Here is a 16,687-nt window from a genome sequence, read left to right as displayed (position 1 = left end):
GAGCACATGCGTTCTGCACGAAAGGGTCAGCCTCGAGCTCCTTGCGGTCGCCTGAACGCGCGAGGATCACGCCGCCCTTGCGGGGCACTCGGACGCAGCGTGATGAAGGCGCCCGGCCGCCAGGCGCAGCGTCCGCGCATCCTGAACCTGGTGGCGGTCGACTCAGCAATAGGCATGAGTCCTTTCAGGGCGCGTCGGTGATGCCTCATGGAAGTCATCAGCCGGCGCGCCAGTGCGCACTGGATGCGCCATACCCATGCGACGCGCGCCTTGGCGCGCGGGGTCGAACTGACAATCGTGCGCGACAATCTGCGCCGCGACTCGCTGGTAACTTTGACCCATGGACCTCACGCTACAGCTCGTATCTCTGGGACGGCTTCACCCGGGCTGATTGCCCAACCGAGGATGACGCGTCGCTTGTGTTTCCCCACGTGGCGATCACTGAGCGAAAGATCGCCGGCGTCCACACCGCGATGCTGCAGGCCTCCGATCACCAGAGTTGGGGAGGGCAGTTCGCCCGGTACATCCGCACTGTCCACCACGCGCACGGAAGCTCGCCTGCCGCAGCTGGACGCTGCACCGTGTACGGATTTCCTACCGAGGGCGATCGCGACGCATTCTGCGATCTGACCAGAGCAACCCCTGGCAAGTTCTTGCGAGCCATTGCTCAGAGGCATTCGGCCTGAGCATCCGCTGCTCCGGTCGGGTCACAAGTGCGTGAATTCATTGCATTGCGAATGACCGCAAAGCCTGTTAAGCCGGGAGTCCGTGAATCTGGGGCTCATGGGGTTATCGGCTGATGACCGACGATGCCGGCCTCGGAGTCGTGATCGGGTCAGCGTGCCGATGAACGAGCTTCCACGCACCCTGCTCCAACCGAAATAAGCTGGTAACGCGTACTGCGACCGCGACGAGTTCCTCGGCACCTCCAACCTTGGTTCGGCCGCGCTCTACCTCGACAACGCACGCGAGTCCGTCCGAGACATATTTCGCTACGAGTTCGACGCCGGTGCCCTCTCCGTCGCGGTAGTGCGACGCGGCGCCCTCCAGGGTTGCCTCAACCTGCTTCCGACCGCGCGCGTACGGTCCGAAAGGATTGCCCAGAGTCACGTCTTCCGTATGGGAATACAGCGCCTTGTAAAGGCCAGGGTCGCCTTTTAGGATCGCGCTCAGAGCAGCGTGGCTCTGTTCAATTGCACTGTCGAGGTCATCCGACTTCATTTCACAACCCCTGTGTGAAGGCTTGCCTCGGTTGTTCGGCTACCGCCCGAAGCATTTTATCAAACGGATCGCGTTTCGACGACCGCTCTTGTGCAGATCGCGCGTCCAGGTCGATAGACCGATTTTGTTTGGCCGGTTCCGGCCGCTGGCGATGCCGATGCTCGAGGACTGATGACATTCGGTACGCACCTGCCCCGCGTCGCAAAGTTCTTTTCTCTTGGTGCATTCGATTGCGGGACTCCAACGCTGGGTCAGGGTTGCATGGAAATCATCAGCGCATCCCAAGGCACTACCTGGTGATGTCGCGTCAAGGTTTTCCTTTGGGCCTTCCCACTCTCTGGCTGATTTCCTGGCCGGCCGATTGAAGGATCATGTTGCGCGGATGCTGTGCTGCGTACTGGTTGGAGGCCGATACCAATCCCGCGGCCGGCGAACCCAGGCGCGCGGAGGACAGAATCGAGGATGCCTCGGGCATCAACAGATAGGCCGTGATCTTGCGAGGATCGGTTCCGGGCAGGCTCAGTCTCGCAACGATCACCGCATCCACGTCGGTCTTCTGAGCGAGGCTTTCGATCTCGGCGCTGGCGCGCAGCCAGTGGGCGTACCTCACGGCATCGGTGAGGCCGAAGTCTCCAGTGGCGCTGGCAAATCGGGGCTCGCTCTTGCTGAGCAATTGCGCGATCTCGTTCACCGAGTGGGCGGTGTAGCCCTTCAGGATTTTCGGATCGTCATGGATCGAGCCGGCCAGAATGTCGGCCGCATAGGAATTCGCCGAACTGCGGATCGCCGATAAAAGTTCATCCTGCACGCCCACAGGGGCCAGCCGTGCCATGTGGGCCAGTTCGCCGTAGTAGTCGTCCGCACTCAGGACGTGGGTTTCGAACGCGCTCTTCAGCAGCGCATCCGATCCCGGCAGATAGCCGATGCGCGAGAAGCTCAAAGCGGCCGATCGCGCGACCTCCTTGTTGTTGTCGCCGATCAGGCTGCGCAGATCCAGCAGGATGTCGGCGTTGTGGCCGGTCGCATTGTCCGGCGAGTACAGGCGGCCCAGGATGCGGGCCAGCGCAATCTTCTCGTCGTCGCTGATCCCCGCCTTCAGCAGCGCGCGCGCAGCCAGAGCCGATCGAGAGGTGAGCGGCACGCCCTGCGCGAAGATTCGGTCGAGCTCATTGCGTCCCTCGATGCCGGGCTTCGGGACATACGAGGCCAGGGAATTTTGCGAATCCTCTTTGCCCCTGGCGGCCCCGATCGCCGCCGCGTACCTTGCGGCGGCTGTGGACGGGCCGCCTCGATCGTCCCGGTGGAGTGCGGGCGCGGATGTACTTGGATACGACGCCGTCGACGCAACAGGTGGCGTCTTGAACCACCCCCAGATGATCCCGGCCAAGGCGATACCCGCGACGGCAAGGAGACCGGCCTTTTTCATGCCTGCCGCGCCTCAAAACCAGCCCTTCATGGTGTTGAAGAGCCTCGACGGCAGCATGACGCCGCTCTTGAGATCGCGATTGCGGTCCAGCCAGATTTGCGGAACCGGGTAGATCGACGGAATGCCTTCGTCATCGGCCGTCTTTTCATACAGATTCACGATGAATGTGTCGCAGCGGTACAGGCCCCGTTCGGCCGGACGGCCCCACATCAGCGGCTTGGCGCTCGTGTAGTGTTGACCGTAGGTGTAGTCGGCGCCGATGAGGTACGCCTGAAAGGCACGCTTGACCAACGCCATCCTGGCCCGCACATCCTCGAAGTCACCCGTTTGCAGGCACGCCGTCCTGAAGCATTTGTTCAGCAGGTGGTTGGGATTGTTGGGAGAGGCCGTGCCCCAATATGCCGAACGCGCCTTGAAGCTTGCCAGGGATTCGTACTGGATGGCATTGCTGCCCTCATTCAGCACCTCGACGATGGCACTGCCGTCGAACATGCCGGTGTGTCCCAGCGAACCCAGGCCGGAGATCGACAGGTCGCGTCCAACAACGTCGCCGGCCCACTGGGGATCGCCGGCGACGAGGTCAGCGCCGATGTGCCAGAGCGGTCTGCCGCTGCTATAAATGACCAGGTTGCCGTCATCCTGTGCTGCCAGGTACGCACCCGGGTTGCCGCTCGTTTGCGAGTTCCAGAGCGCCGCTCCGCTGTTGGCATACACCACCAGGTTGCCATCGCCCTGCATTGGGGCGAACGCGCCGGGACTCTGCGTCTGGCTGTTCCAGCGCGGGGTCCAGTCAGATGTCCGGTAGTAGACAAGGTTTCCATCGCCCTGCATCACAAGGACGTAGCGGCCGTTGTCGGAACTGATGGATTGTCCAGGTGAAAGCGCTGTGTTGGGCGCCAGAATGCCAGCGCTGGTGAGACATGCGATGAGGGCCAGCGCGAGGGCACCCAGTGCCCGAAATAACGTCGCCATCACAACCCCCCCAGGCATGGCTGCCCGCGCCGCGTTGCAATGCGCCAGCGCGGATCGTCAAGGCGCTGGCCCCGGTCCCGCTTGTGAAGTGCGCCCAAGTGGGGCAAGCATTGTTCCGCGAAAAGCTGGCGTCCGCAAGCGCGACCGAGGGCAGATCAAATGGGCGGGCTGATCAAGGAGGCGGGAATCACTCCATGACCGTTCGCGCGAACATATTCTCTAGAGTGGACCCCGAAGGCATCCTCCGACACATCTGTTGGAGCGCTTTCCTTTCTATTGCCGCGATGACCATCTCGGGGCGCACCATCACGTCTACCCACTGACCAGGCCAAGCCCGATCAGGCTGCCCACGCTCAACTTTGACCGTCAAACCGCTGCTTGATCGGCCGCTGAAGCGCTATCTGCTATCGAAGGGCCGCACCGTCGCGACAATCACGTCGCGCCCGGCCACGAAATCCGGCTGCGTTGCCGGCCACATCGATGTCGCCTGGGTCAACGCGAACGTCGGATGCCGTGCGCGGAAATCAGCCCACACGCGGCGCGCCTCCTCCGACTGCCCGTCACGCTCCAGCGACGCGGCCAGCAGCAGCCAGTAAAACGGCAGGTGAGGCAGGCCACCGACGGTGAGGCGCGCCCGCTCGGCCGCCTCGGCGTAGCGCCCCTGCATGAAGCGGTTCATGCCGATCAAGCCGTGCCAGATCGGCACGCGCGAGTCGCGCGGGCTGATCCGCAAGGCGCGCTCGCAGGACGGCACCGATTCCTCGAAGCGTCCCAGGCGCAGCAGTGCCGAACAGCGGTGGTGGTGCGAGGTATGGTCGCTCGGAAAATGGGCGATCATCACCTCCGACAACTTGAGCAGGCCCGGCCAATCGCCGCGCCAGTTGGTCAGCGTGGCACGGCCGTCGAGCGCGGCAAAGCTGGTCGGGTCGAGGGTCTCCAAGCGCGTCTGAGCTTGCTCGGCGCGCCGCACGGCCGCTTCGGGATCGTCGGTCCAGCGGAAGATCGCCCTCATGGCCTGGACGTTGACCACACCCCCCAGCCCGCGCACCGAATCCGGGTCCTTGGCCAGCGCCTGCTCGAACAGGCGCAGCGCCTCGGTGAAGTTGTCGGGCCCGACGGCGCGAAGCATCACGGACGTGCCCTGCATCGCCAGGTCGTCGGCCTCCACCGCCTCCGGCTTCATGCGGGCAGTGCGCTGGCCAACCGACCTGCCGATCTCGACCAGCAGGGTGCGCGAGATGCCGCCGCGGATGTCGTCCACCGACTGCGCCAGCTGGGCGCGCTCGATCTGGTATTGCTCGGCCCACTGCGCAACGCCGGTGTCGCCGTCGATCAGGTTCATCTCGAGCCGGACCTGCTCGCCGTCGCGCCGCACGCGGCCGTGCACCACGTAGCGCACACCCAGTTCGCGCGCCACGGCACGCGGATCGTCAGACCGGCCCTTGTAGCGCGCCGCAGTGCCACGGCCGATCACGCTGACTGTGCGCCACACTGTCAGCGCTCGCGTCAGGTCGCCGGTCAACGCATCGGCGAACCAGGCCTGCTCGTCGGCGCCGGCTTCGCTGTCGAGCGGCAGCACCACCAACGAGCGCAGCGGCACTGCAGGCGGTGCCGTGCTGCGCCATGGGCCCAGCGCAACAAAGCCGGCGATGGCCGCCGCCAGCACCAGCAGGGCGGCCGCGAAGACGATGCGCTGGCGCGCGGGTGGCGAGGCGGAAGCCGAGGCTGAAGCTGGAGATGGCGCTGCGGCGCTGTCCACTGGGTCTGGCGCTGGGCCTGGCGCTGCCTCGTCGGGCATCAACAGGTAGCCACGCCGCGCCACGGTGCGCACGCGCCGGTGTTCGCTGTCCCCCAGCACGCGGCGGATCTCGGCGATGGCCTGCGCCAGCGAATCGTCGCCCACAACCACACCGGGCCAGACGCGGCGCATCAGTTCGTCCTTGCCGACCACGCGGCCGGCCTGCGACCCCAGCACCAGCAGCACCGCCAGCGCCTGGCGACGCAAGCCGGCAAGCTGGCCGTCGGCGCGGCGCAACTCGCCATCAGCCAGGTCCAGCACGAAGCCGCCCAGATGAAGGCGGGTTTGCGCGGTGTCGTCGAACGTCGCGGCCTGTTCCATTGAGCGGAAGCCCCCCGGCATGAAGTTTCATCGTACTTCTTTCGTCCTGATTTCAGGCGTCTTTCAAGACCTGCGGCAAGGCGCCCGGCAGACTGGTCCGCCATTTGTCGCTGGAGCAAGGCCATGAACAAGTTCCTGATCACCCTCGCATTGGCGGCCGTCACCTGGAGCGGCCAGACGCCCGCCGCGCCAGCTGGCACTGAGGCCGCCCAGGCGCGCGCCGCGGCCGGCGCCGCGGCGTTTCGCCAAGGCCATCACGAGAGCGCGCTGGCGCACTTTCGGCAGGCGGCAAGAGCCGGGCATGCCGTAGCGCAGTTCAATCTGGCGGTGATGCTGATGGAGGGGCAGGGCACTGCGCCGCGGCCTGCGGAAGCGATCGGCTGGCTGCGCAAGGCGGCCGAGAACGGCTTCGTTCAGGCCCAGAATGCGCTGGCCACCCTGTTGGAGCGCGGCGAGCACGTCCCGCGGTCGCTGCCCGAAGCGACCCACTGGTGGCGCCGCGCGGCCGAGCAGGGCTCGCGTGACGCGCGCGTCAACCTTGCCACCCAGTACTTGCTGGGACGGGGCGTGGCGCAAGACGACGCACAGGCAGCGCTCTGGTATCAGCGCGCCGCCGGGCAGGGTGACGCAGGCGCCTGCTACATCATCGCCAGCATGTATGACAAAGGCTACGGCGTGCAGCAGGACCCCGAACGCGCCGCCTTCTGGTACGGCCAGGCGGCGCTGCGCGGCGAGCCCGGCGCTGCTGACATGGCACGCGCGGCGCGCCGCAAGGTTGAGAGCCTGTAAAACGGGGACTTTTTGTGGTGCTACCGATTCGATAGCCGACGGGCAAGTGGTGTCCAAGCTTCAGCCACGACCCAGTTACGGGGATGTCGGCCAGGCCCGGTGCTCGCACTGCGACACGGTGTTCATGTTTCCAGGCGGATGACTTCACGACGGCATTCCGTTCCAGACGCGACCAACGAGGCCGGCAGCCTTCTTGCCGACGCGTCCATTCGATCTTGCTGGCCGCGCCGGAGCAAATGACTCAATGTGGCAAGACCTTCGCTTGCCCGTCCTGTTCGTCCGCGGTTTGCGGCTTTTGACAGTTCGAATTGGGGTCGCCGACTGCGGTGCGGCTTTCGTTTGGGCGTTCCGGCGGCCGAGCTCGGAATCCTGGGGAGCACTGGTTCGGTACTGGCAGCCGTCTGGTGGGCGTCATCGGTCTACTCCAACGCGGCGTTCCGGTACTCAGCCAACGTCGTGCGGCGGAATTCGATCACTGGTACCAGCATGTCACCCGAATCCGGAAAGCGGGCGCGAATGTTGGCTTCTTCGCGGACCCAACATCCGCGGGAAGTCGTGCCATCCCACGACGTCAGGTAGCAAAGTCGATTGGGCGTGATGCATTCTTCCTCGGCATCGGTCAACTGCAGCATGTGGAACACGCTTCCGTGCGCCACGAATAAGACGGTGGGCTGCGTGTCGCAGCCGAGAACGAATGTGCAAGTGGCGACACATGCCACGACTGAGGATGCCTTCATATCTGGCTCCAGTCGATGTCGGGGAAAGTTCGATTGAGCGCTTTGGTATTAAGGGTAGTCAACCCTCGATATGAGGAGCCACGCTGCCGTCGATAGTCGGGAGCTTTCGGTAACCTGGCCGCGACACCGAATAAGGCAAGGTTGCCGCATCTCGCAACGGCAACCGATCGATCTGTCACTTGTGTCCGATGCCGAGGTTCAGAGCCGAGTTCGGCGCGGTATCCGACTCCGGCGGTCCGATCGCCGCGGAAAACGCGGATGATTGTTGGATGACCTCGATCGATTCAGCAGCGGCGCTCCTGCACGCCGCCTCGCGCATCTCGGTGCTCTCGGGAGCCGGTCTTTCGAAGGCGTCAGGGATCCCGACGTACCGCGATGCCGACGGCCTCTGGAGGGACGAGAACGCGGTCAGGTTTTCCCACATCGACGATCTGAAACGCGATCCCGAAGGCTTCCACAACTTCTGGGCGGCGCGGATGGCGGTGTTGTCGGAGGCCAGGCCCAACCCGGGGCACCGCGCGCTCGTCGAGCTGCAGATGCGCAGACCGAGCACGGCGCTCATCACGCAAAACGTCGACGGGCTGCTTGCCGAGGCCGGGGCTCAGGAGGTCTTCGAGCTGCACGGCAACCTGCGGCGCTGGCGATGCGACAGCTGCGGAAACCGGGAAGGGCCCTGGTTGTCGCAACGCTGCCCGCGCTGCGGCTCGCAAGCGAGACCCGACGTCGTGATGTTCGGGGAAATGCTCAACGAGGGACTCCTCACCCGGACGCAAGAGGTCGCGGCGCACAGCGACCTGTTCCTGGTCGTGGGAACCTCTGCGGCGGTTTACCCGGCGGCGGACCTGCCGACGATCGCGGCGACGAACGGTGCCAAGATCATCACGCTCAACATGGAGACGATTGATGTTGATGACGTGGCGGCCGTGGTGCTGCGGGGCCCCGCAGAGGAGCTCCTGCCCGACCTCATTCAGGCCGCCCGGCTCAGGCCGTAGGCAGTCAAACTTCGGCTTCACGAACCTGGCTGCGTTCTCGTCCGCGCCGGCTTCCCTTCGTCCGAGTGAGAGTTGGCGCTGCGAGCCAATGCCGCGATCGACGGATTTGAGCTGGCGAGAGGACTGAAGGAAGGCCGCGGCGCCGCTAGGGCGCCAGCATCAACACCTTGAATTGGCTGGGCACGATGCGCATGCCCATGGCGTTGCTGCGGTTCTGAACCGAAAGACTCGTCATTCGAGTGGCCGGACTGCCTTTGAGCAGCACGGTGAACGAGCCTGTCAGATGCCGCGACGGCCCCCCAGGGTGAAGTAGTGTGCATGCGTGATCACCCGGCCCCGCTGGCTGCGATCAGGATGATCGAACACCTGCACCTGCCCAACGCAACCTACGGCTTGAGCCACCCGATGGCCCGCTTCGGCTGGAGCCGGTTGATCTGAAGACTTTGGACTTCATGCCGGCATGCAGCGCTCCCAGCATGCGCGCTGACCATGGCCGGCTTCGCCAGAAACGCACGTTTTCGCTGTAGGACCGAACCCCAAAATACAGACGCGCCGCCCATCACAGCCGTACGATAAGACCCAAGTTCGAACGAGAACGCGGAGGGATTGAAGCATGAGCAAACGCAGGGAAGAACTGGAGACGGTGCCCCACGACTGGCCTACTCCTTGGGGCCTAGAGTCCAAACGGACGCGAGGACGTTCGCGAACACCGTGGCCAACTTCTTCCGCAGGAACGGCGGCGCGGACACTCCCGAGTCGATGGGCGCCACGGTCCTGCCTGCACCGGAGGTCATTCCTTGACGGGTAGGAACTCATGGCCACATCCTCGAGCTCGCTCAATTTGTTGGAAAAGGCGGTCAATGCTATTGAGCAGGCGGCCCACGATATGCTGGACAGCGAGCCCGATGTACCGTTCACTGCATCGACCGATCTGCTTTCTCTTAGCCCGAACGAACAAGAGCGCATCCGCAGCAAGGAGGAGGCAAGCTATCGGACACGGCCCACGCTGTCGGCCATCCATTTCTGCCTGACATCATCCATGGCAATGCTTGCCATTTGCCAGTCACTGATTGAGCAACCACCGACCCAGTCGCCGCGCGAACGCGAACGGCGGTGGAAGAAGCTGGCCTCCGATGCCAAGATGGCAGGCCGCACCGCCTACCGCGCGGCGCTCGTTCTTTCAGATCCTAGTGCGAATGAGGGCCCCGGAGGTCAAGGTGGTGCGCCCCCTAGCGGCACATAGTCTATGCCGACCTGAAGACGGGAAAGCCCACGAAAACAAAGTCCCGCAAAAGATCGTTCTGTCGCTGTCGGACGTGGGAAGTCCCTTCGTATTCGCCTGTGCCAGCTACAACTTCTGTACGCGGCCATGAAAGATGGAAGAATCAGCTTCAATGAGGGTTGCCCCGAAATCCGAAGCTCCGCGCCGCTCTTCGTCGCCGCGCCAGGAGTCCGATGCCCGGTGACATCCGAAAGCATCAACGACGTTGCCGTTGACGGCGTCGGCCCGGCGTTCACGATCGCATTCCAGCCGATCGTGGACGTTGAGCGGCGGGAAGTATTCGCGCATGAGGCGCTCGTGCGAGGTGTTCACGGCGAAGGAGCGCTCCAGGTGCTCGGCAGAGTAGAAGCGCGTCATCGGTTTGCCTTCCACGAGGCATGCCGCGTGAAATCGATCGAAATGGCGTCGATGCTCGGCATGCAATCCAGGCTGAGCCTCAACGTTTCTCCCAACGACGTTGCAGGGCCCACGGAGTGCTTTCATACCGCCATCCGCACTGCCGATCGGGTCCGCTTTCCCATCGATCGCCTGATACTCGAACTCACTGAAGGCGAACCCGTTGCCGATCTGCCCGCGCTGGCCGCGACTTTCCGAGCTTTCCAAAGCTTCGGATTCGCCTCTGCCATCGATGACTTCGGTGCTGCTTATGCAAGCTTTGAACTGCTGGCCGCTTTTCAACCGGACATCGTCAAGCTTGATAGGAGCTTCGTGCGAGACATCCATCTCAGCGCCGTGCGGTTCACCCTCGTGAAGGGGCTCGTTGCGATATGCGACGAGCTTCGGATCAAGGTGCTCGCAGAAGGCGTGGAAACTCCGGAAGAGGTCCAGGTGCTTCGTGGGCTCGGCGTGAGGCTGTTTCAAGGCTTCCTATTTGCCCGCCCCGGCATTGGCATGCTGCCGACTGTTGCCTGGAATGCGGCCTGACCCTCGCACGTTGGTGCAGCAACTGCGCATGCGCATCGCCGATGCGCGCCGCGAAAGCGATGCGGCGCCGCCCATAGCCGAAGCCGAGAAGGCGTTTGCATGACCGCCGCCGAAACGTGGCGCACATCATCAAGCCCGTCGTTACGTGATCGGCACACGCGCATGTGCATCCCGATGGCCTGAAGACTGCAACCTGCAGATCCGCCAAAACGGTATGGCGGCAGGTATGGGCATGTACCTACGACTGCTCCACGGGGCGTCCTACCTTCGCAGGATTCGGCCGATTTCTACATTGACGATGACGCCGAAGTTCAAGCAGGAACAGCGGGCTCCTTACACCCTGTCGGCGTCGAGGAAACCATCATGAAAAAGCTATTGTTGATGTTCACCATTGCGTCATCGTGCCTGGTTGCCGTCCAGACCAGCGCGCAGGTCAGCGCACCTTCAACTCCGGCAACGTCCGGTCCGGCCGACGCCGAATACAAGGCCGCCCGCGACAGGATCGCGGCCGACTCCAAGGCTGCCAAGGCTCAGTGCGACGCCATGAAAGACAATGCCAAGGACGTCTGCATCGAGGAGGCCAAGGGCAAGGACAAGATGGCCAAGGCCGAGCTCGACCAGCAGCGCAAGCCGAGCGACAGCAATGCGCGCAAGGTCGCCGAGGCCAGGGTGGAGGCTGCCTACAACGTCGCCAAGGAGAAATGCGATGCTCACAAGGGCGATGCCAAGGCCGCTTGTGTGAAGCAGGCCAAGGCCGAAGAGGCGAAGGAAAAGGCCGAGATCAAGGCCGTGAAGAAGTGAGCGGCAGGCCGCTGCGGTCCCCTCTCGCGCCACACCACACGTTTGTCACGGTCATGGCGCGTGGCAAGGACAGGCCGAGTTCCTCGGTCGAGACAGCCGCCGGCATCGAGGAACTGCCCGGACTGGGCGGTTGCCGAAGCCACCTCTACCAGCGCCGGACGACTGTCTGCCTGAAGTATGGTTCGCCAGTCTCAGAAGTCCACAAGCGCAGGCGCGCGCTCCTCGGTTGTCTTCACTTCCTTCGGGTAGAGGCGCCCGCAAACGATCAGCGTTTGTCCGTCCAGGCGGTGCCGACATGCCGTAGCCGCGGTGGATCCATTTGGCGCTGGAGGGGCCGCGCCCCCTGTTTGGCGAGCAAGGTGTCGACGAGATGCCTGGCCTTACGCACTGGCCGGCGATGCGACTGCTCGAAGCTCGCACGTAGAGCGTTGATCTCGTCATTGGTGGCCGGCATGACAGAAGTTTGTCGGACTTGTCGGCTATCCAAAACACAATCTGCGTAGACAGATTGATCGACAACCCGGAGGTCAGTTTCCTGATGCCGCCAGGGGGTCAACTCCAGATGTCGTGACAAAGAGCGAAGCCGCTGGGCTGGATGCTCACCGGTTTCTGACCCAGATGACCTGTTTCTAGGTCGATGGCTCAACCACGCGGCTTTCAAGACGAAATCGCCCGTTCACTGCACTGTTATCCAAGGGCCTATCCACAGCCTTATCCAATGACGTCAGGGCTGAGGCCACGTGCATACAAATGGTTTCTGGCAACGTCCACTGAGGGAGGCAACCGGGTGTGCTGCTCCACCAAATGGCGGAAGCGAAGACGCATGATCCTCGGCATGAATGGCCGATGGAAACGGAAGACTTAGCCGACGAACAACTGGCGGCCTCTGCGCACGTCTGGCGCCGAAAAGCATTTCACGGTGAGAAGCACGCGAGTTCCGTGGCACTGCATTTGCGCCGCGGTGGGCGATATACCAGCGACGCTCAGGTGGTGCATGGCTTCGTCGAAGCCAAGCTTCCGACGATTGTCGTTAGCGCCGTAGCAGCCTTGACTTAGAGGCCGTGACAGCATGCGAAGGAATGGCTCGCCGCAGTTTGCGATTGGGCCTCGCTGTGCGTGCCTTGTCTCGATATCTTCTTGTTCCGCCTCAGCTAAAGATGGCCGCCGGAGGCTCGAAGGCGCGGATCGGCGGCAGCGCGCCGTCGTAGCGTTCGATTTGCACTGTGCTGAGCTGTCCCGCGCAGCCTTGCGCCAGCGACGAAGTGCCGATGTCGCGCGTCAGCACGTTGGGGTTGCCATGCACGCACATCGGGCGGCCCTGGCCGTCCATCGCAGGGTCGTACCAGGCGCCGGTGGGCAGTTGCACCACGTCTTCGCGCATGTCGGCACACAGGTGGGCGCTGGCCAGGCAGGCGCCGATCTCGTTGAAGAGCCGCACGATGTCGCCCTCCCTGACGCCGCGCGCCGCAGCGGCCGTCGGGTGCAGCGTGCAGACCTCGCGTCCGCGGCGCTTGCTGGCCTGGCTGTGCGCACCGAAGTCGAGCTGGCTGTGCAGCCTGGTGTGCGGTTGGTTGGCGACCAGCCACAGCGGATGCTCGGCGGTCGGCGCGAACTTCGGCGCAAGCCACGCCGGATGGCCCGGGCAGTCGGCGTAGCCGAAGGCGGCAACGGCCGGCGAGCTGACTTGCATCTTGCCGCTGGGTGTGGGCAGCGGCGCGCCGACGGGGTCGTTCCGGAAGGCGCGCAGCATGCCACCGTCGTCGTCCCGCTGCGGCAGCATGAGTTCGCCGCGCTGCCAGAAGGTCTCGAAATCCGGCGCTTCCAGGCCCAGATCCTCGAGCCCGGTGCGGGTGCGTTCGTACAGGTGGGCCAGCCATTCGCGCGTCGTGCGGCCCTCGCTGAAGGCCTCGAGCGCGCCGAGGCGCCCGGCCAGCTCACAGAAGATGTCGTAGTCGTCGCGCGCCAGGCCGCATGGCTCGGCGATGCGGTGCATCGCCACCACCATCGGATCGGTGGGCGTAGCGCCGATGTCCTCGCGCTCCAGCGTCATGGTGCTGGGCAGCACGATGTCGGCATGGCGCGCGGTCGCGGTCCAGGCGATCTCGTGCACGACGAAGGTGTCGAGGGTGCGGAAAGCCTCGGCCAGGCGCGCTAGGTTCTGGTGGTGGTGAAACGGGTTGCCGCCCGCCCAATAGGCGAGGCGGATGTGCGGGTAGGTTCGGCGCTGGCCGTTGTAGTCGAAAGGCTGGCCGGGATTGAGCAGCATGTCGCTGATGCGCGCGACCGGAATGAACGCTTTCACGCCGTTGGTGCCCTGGGGCAGCGCGGCCGCCGGCACGGCGTTGTTGCGCTTGCCGTAGTGCGCCAGCGTGCCCAGCGCGTAGTTGTAGCCGCCACCGGGCAGGCCCAGCTGGCCCAGCGCCGCGGCCAGCACCGCGCCCATCCAGACCGGCTGCTCGCCGTGCTCGGCGCGCTGCAGGGAGTGCGACACGACCACCAGCGTGCGCTTGCCGACGAGCGAGCGGGCCAGCTCGACGAGCTGCTGCGCAGGCAGGTCGCAGATCGGTGCGGCCCAGGCGCAGCTCTTGGCCACGCCGTCGCTGCGGCCCATCAGGTAGTCCTCGAACGTGGCCCAGCCGGCGCAGCAGCGGGCAATAAAGTCGCGATCATGCGCGCCGTCGCTGACGATCTGGTGCACCAGGGCCAGCATCAGCGCCGTATCGGTGTTGGGCCTCGCGGGCAGCCATTCGAACTGCGCCTCCTCGGGCAGGTCGCTCCTGAGCGGGCTGATGGAGACGAAGCGGCAGACACGCGCCGCCGCTTCGCGCATGGAACCGCGCTCGATGTGGCGGCTGATGCCGCCCGAGGCCACGCGCGAATTCTTCAGCGCCATGCCGCCGAAGGCCAGTACCACCTCGGTGTGCTCGACGATCTGCTCCCACGTCACGTTGCGGCGCGCCACCTCTTCCATCGAGCCGAGGATGTGCGGCAGCATCGGGCCCGAGGCGCCGGCACTGTAGCTGTTGACCGAGCGCACGTAGCCGCCGAGCGTCGTGTTGAGGAAGCGGTGGACCTGGCTCTGCGCATGATGGAAGCGCCCCGCGCTCGACCAGCCGTAGGAGCCGCCGAAGACCGCGCCGGCGCCGTGCTGTTCCTTCACGCGCCGCAGTTCCCCGGCCAGCAGGTCCAGCACCTCGCTCCATGGCATGGCCACATACGCGTCCTGGCCGCGCATCGGATCGGGTCCCGGGCCGCGCTCCAGCCAGCCCTTGCGCACCATCGGGGTGGTTACGCGCGCCCTGTGGCGCAGCGCATCGGGAAAATTGTCGATCAACGGGTTCGGGTCCGGATCGTCCGGATGCGGCTTCACCGCGAGCGTATGGCCGTCCCAGGCGGCGGAAAAAACGCCCCAGTGGGCGCTGTGCGGATGGAAGACGGGCGTGTCGGTCGGCATGGTGCGGATGCTTGCTACTCGGCCTTCAATCCACCGCGCTCGACGGCGCGCTTGTAGTTCGCAACGTCCTTGACGATGAAATCGCGGAACTGGTCGCCGGTCAGCGTGGCTTCCCGCGCACCATCGGCGCGGTAGACCTTGAGCACTTCCGGATCCTTCATGGCTTCCTTGACGGCGCGGCCGATGGTGTCGACTACCTCCCTGGGCGTGCCGGCCGGAGCGGCCAGGCCATACCACTGCGTCATCACGACGTCGATGCCCGACTCCTTGAGCGTGGGCACGTCCGGCAGCGAGGGCACGCGGCGCGGGCTGCTCACGGCCAGCAGCCTGAGCTTGCCGCCGGTGATCTGCCCCATCAGCGGCGTGTAGGGCGCGAAGAAGCTTGCCACCTGGCCGCCGAACAGGTCGTTGAGCGCGGGACCCGAGCCCTTGTAGGGGATGTGCAGGATGTCCAGGCTGGCCTGCTGCTTGACCATCTCCATCACGATCTGCGCCGCGCCGCCGGTGCCGGTCGAAGCGTAGGTGAGCTTGCCCGCCTTGGCCTCGGCCACGTAGTCCTTCATGGTCTCGATCTTCGAGTTGCCGCTCACCATCAGGCCGAAGGGCGTCTCGACCAGCTGGGCAATGGGCACGAAGTCTTGAGGCACCTTGTAGGGCAGGTTGCCGCGAATCGCGGGCGCGCTGCCCATGTTGCCGCTCATGGCGAGGATCAGCGTGTAGCCATCGGGCCGGGCGCGCGCCACGGTCTCGGCCGCGATGTTGCCGCCGGCGCCCGCCCTGTTGTCCACGATCACCGCCTGGCCGATGTGTTTGCCGAGCGCATTGGCGATGACGCGGCCGTAGAGGTCGCCGCCGCCGCCGGGCGGAAACCCCACGACCAGCTTGATCGGCTGCTCGGGGTAGGCAGCGTGGGCGATGCCCGTCAGGGCCGTGAAGCCCGCCACGGCGAGCAGGGCGGCCGAGCGGCGCAGGACATGGCGTCTTGGTGTTGGCACGAGGGTGTCTCCGAATGGGCGATCAGGGGATGCAGCCGGCCTCGTCAGGCTGCCGGTCCTGTTGCGATCGGCGCGCCGGGCTGTGCGCTCCATTCGCTCCACGATCCGGGGTACAGCGCCGCGCCCTTCAGGCCCGCCACTTCCATGGCCAGCAGGTTGTGGCAGGCGGTGACACCCGAGCCGCACTGGTTTACCAGGTCCGTGGCGGGCCTGCCGCCGGTGATGGCGTCGAACTCGGCGCGCAGCTGGTGGGCGGGCTTGAAGCGGCCGTCGGCATCCAGGTTGTCCTTGAACAGGCGGTTCTTCGCGCCGGGAATGTGGCCGCCCACGGGGTCGATCGTTTCGTTCTCGCCTCGGAAGCGGTCGGGTGCGCGGGCGTCGAGCACAAGCTTGCGCCGACTGTCGATGTTGGCCCTCACCTGGTCGTAGGAAAGGGTCGTGACCAGCGGTTCGCGCAACGCGAAGTTGCCGGGCGCCCGCGCGGATGTCGCCTCGGTTGACACCGCATGGCCCGCGGCCTTCCAGGCCGCGATGCCTCCGTCGAGCACGACCACGGCGCGGTGCCCGGCCCAGCGCAGCATCCACCAGAGGCGCGCTGCATACATGCCGCCCGCGTTGTCGTACGCCACGACCTGGGTGTCGCCGGCCACGCCGATCGCGGCCATGGTGCGGGCGAAGGCTTCGCGGGTGGGCAGCGGATGGCGGCCGTTGCGGCCGGTCTTCTCGGCCGAGAGGGCATGTTCCAGATGGAGGTAGACCGCTCCGGGGATGTGCCCCGCGTCGTAGGCCTGCTGGCCGGCGTCGAGCTTGGTCAGTTCGAAGCTGCAGTCCAGCACCAGCGGAGGATGCGCACTGCGTTGCGCGTCGGCCAGTTGCTCGGCGGAGATGAGGGTGTCGTAGGTCATGTGGTTCATTTCCTGGAATCGGGGAGGGCGTCCATGGCGCGCAGCGAACAGGGGTGCGGCTGGCGATGGT

15 protein-coding genes and 2 pseudogenes are annotated in these 16,687 nt (G+C 65.1%); 7 read left to right on the top strand and 10 right to left on the bottom strand.

The window, feature by feature from the left end; translation table 11 throughout:
* Window positions 1-222 precede the first annotated feature (222 nt).
* A pseudogene (locus ACSQ9I_RS35050) lies at window positions 223-333 on the top strand (tyrosine-type recombinase/integrase); the annotation flags it as partial.
* 456 nt (window positions 334-789) lie between these two features.
* On the opposite strand, the gene ACSQ9I_RS35045 reads toward ACSQ9I_RS35050, so the two are convergent.
* The 4 genes from ACSQ9I_RS35045 to ACSQ9I_RS35030 all read right to left on the bottom strand — a co-directional run bounded on the left by ACSQ9I_RS35045 (window position 790) and on the right by ACSQ9I_RS35030 (window position 5,759).
* Entirely contained in the window at window positions 790-1,221 is a 432-nt protein-coding gene (locus tag ACSQ9I_RS35045; protein WP_436316580.1) for a YybH family protein, read from the bottom strand.
* A gap of 307 nt (window positions 1,222-1,528) precedes the next feature.
* The gene (locus tag ACSQ9I_RS35040; protein WP_436316579.1) at window positions 1,529-2,647 is read right to left on the bottom strand and encodes a hypothetical protein; all 1,119 of its coding nucleotides are present in this window, start codon (window positions 2,645-2,647) and stop codon (window positions 1,529-1,531) included.
* 12 nt (window positions 2,648-2,659) lie between these two features.
* Window positions 2,660-3,619, bottom strand: a complete 960-nt coding sequence (locus ACSQ9I_RS35035) for a hypothetical protein (RefSeq protein ID WP_436316578.1) — start codon at window positions 3,617-3,619, stop codon at window positions 2,660-2,662.
* A 397-nt stretch (window positions 3,620-4,016) separates the two neighbouring features.
* Window positions 4,017-5,759 carry a winged helix-turn-helix domain-containing tetratricopeptide repeat protein gene (locus ACSQ9I_RS35030; protein ID WP_436316577.1) on the bottom strand — a complete coding sequence of 581 codons (1,743 nt, stop codon included), beginning with the start codon at window positions 5,757-5,759 and terminating at the stop codon, window positions 4,017-4,019.
* A 102-nt stretch (window positions 5,760-5,861) separates the two neighbouring features.
* Between ACSQ9I_RS35030 and ACSQ9I_RS35025 the strand changes: the two genes are divergently transcribed.
* A complete protein-coding gene (locus tag ACSQ9I_RS35025) occupies window positions 5,862-6,527 on the top strand; it encodes a tetratricopeptide repeat protein (RefSeq protein WP_436316576.1) in 666 nt (221 codons plus the stop codon).
* A gap of 419 nt (window positions 6,528-6,946) precedes the next feature.
* Here the strand turns inward: ACSQ9I_RS35025 and ACSQ9I_RS35020 are convergent, their stop codons facing one another.
* Window positions 6,947-7,159, bottom strand: a complete 213-nt coding sequence (locus ACSQ9I_RS35020) for a hypothetical protein (RefSeq protein ID WP_436316575.1) — start codon at window positions 7,157-7,159, stop codon at window positions 6,947-6,949.
* A 374-nt stretch (window positions 7,160-7,533) separates the two neighbouring features.
* Between ACSQ9I_RS35020 and ACSQ9I_RS35015 the strand changes: the two genes are divergently transcribed.
* The gene (locus tag ACSQ9I_RS35015; protein ID WP_436316574.1) at window positions 7,534-8,256 is read left to right on the top strand and encodes an SIR2 family NAD-dependent protein deacylase; all 723 of its coding nucleotides are present in this window, start codon (window positions 7,534-7,536) and stop codon (window positions 8,254-8,256) included.
* Between the two features lie 145 nt (window positions 8,257-8,401).
* On the opposite strand, the pseudogene ACSQ9I_RS35010 reads toward ACSQ9I_RS35015, so the two are convergent.
* Window positions 8,402-8,554, bottom strand: a pseudogene (locus ACSQ9I_RS35010) (type VI secretion protein); the annotation flags it as partial.
* Window positions 8,555-9,070: 516 nt separating this feature from the next.
* On the opposite strand from ACSQ9I_RS35010, the gene ACSQ9I_RS35005 reads away from it, so the two are divergent.
* Entirely contained in the window at window positions 9,071-9,499 is a 429-nt protein-coding gene (locus ACSQ9I_RS35005) for a hypothetical protein (protein WP_436316573.1), read from the top strand.
* Window positions 9,500-9,604: 105 nt separating this feature from the next.
* Here the strand turns inward: ACSQ9I_RS35005 and ACSQ9I_RS35000 are convergent, their stop codons facing one another.
* Complete coding sequence (locus tag ACSQ9I_RS35000; RefSeq protein WP_436317126.1) at window positions 9,605-9,895, bottom strand: hypothetical protein; 291 nt, start codon at window positions 9,893-9,895, stop codon at window positions 9,605-9,607.
* Between ACSQ9I_RS35000 and ACSQ9I_RS34995 the strand changes: the two genes are divergently transcribed.
* The 3 genes from ACSQ9I_RS34995 to ACSQ9I_RS34985 all read left to right on the top strand — a co-directional run bounded on the left by ACSQ9I_RS34995 (window position 9,794) and on the right by ACSQ9I_RS34985 (window position 12,319).
* Window positions 9,794-10,462 carry an EAL domain-containing protein gene (locus tag ACSQ9I_RS34995; RefSeq protein ID WP_436317109.1) on the top strand — a complete coding sequence of 223 codons (669 nt, stop codon included), beginning with the start codon at window positions 9,794-9,796 and terminating at the stop codon, window positions 10,460-10,462. The two genes, ACSQ9I_RS35000 and ACSQ9I_RS34995, sit on opposite strands and share 102 nt — an antisense overlap.
* 363 nt (window positions 10,463-10,825) lie before the next feature.
* Window positions 10,826-11,263 (top strand): hypothetical protein, encoded by a 438-nt coding sequence (locus ACSQ9I_RS34990; protein ID WP_436316572.1) that lies wholly within the window; start codon window positions 10,826-10,828, stop codon window positions 11,261-11,263.
* 846 nt (window positions 11,264-12,109) lie between these two features.
* On the top strand, window positions 12,110-12,319 hold the full coding sequence (locus ACSQ9I_RS34985) for a hypothetical protein (protein WP_436316571.1): 210 nt from the start codon (window positions 12,110-12,112) through the stop codon (window positions 12,317-12,319).
* A gap of 91 nt (window positions 12,320-12,410) precedes the next feature.
* Here the strand turns inward: ACSQ9I_RS34985 and ACSQ9I_RS34980 are convergent, their stop codons facing one another.
* Genes ACSQ9I_RS34980 through ACSQ9I_RS34970 form a run of 3 tightly spaced genes read right to left on the bottom strand, consistent with a single transcriptional unit; the run spans window position 12,411 to window position 16,626 of the window.
* Window positions 12,411-14,717, bottom strand: a complete 2,307-nt coding sequence (locus tag ACSQ9I_RS34980; protein ID WP_436316570.1) for a molybdopterin-dependent oxidoreductase — start codon at window positions 14,715-14,717, stop codon at window positions 12,411-12,413.
* Between the two features lie 14 nt (window positions 14,718-14,731).
* Window positions 14,732-15,712 (bottom strand): Bug family tripartite tricarboxylate transporter substrate binding protein, encoded by a 981-nt coding sequence (locus ACSQ9I_RS34975; RefSeq protein WP_436316569.1) that lies wholly within the window; start codon window positions 15,710-15,712, stop codon window positions 14,732-14,734.
* 44 nt (window positions 15,713-15,756) lie between these two features.
* Complete coding sequence (locus ACSQ9I_RS34970) at window positions 15,757-16,626, bottom strand: sulfurtransferase (protein WP_436316568.1); 870 nt, start codon at window positions 16,624-16,626, stop codon at window positions 15,757-15,759.
* Window positions 16,627-16,687: the final 61 nt, after the last annotated feature.

This window comes from Variovorax sp. LjRoot84 (assembly GCF_964254305.1).
In the GTDB taxonomy this organism is placed as follows: Bacteria; Pseudomonadota; Gammaproteobacteria; order Burkholderiales; family Burkholderiaceae_C; genus Variovorax.
Note: the sequence above shows the minus strand (reverse complement) of the source record. Positions and strands in the feature narration are given on the sequence as shown.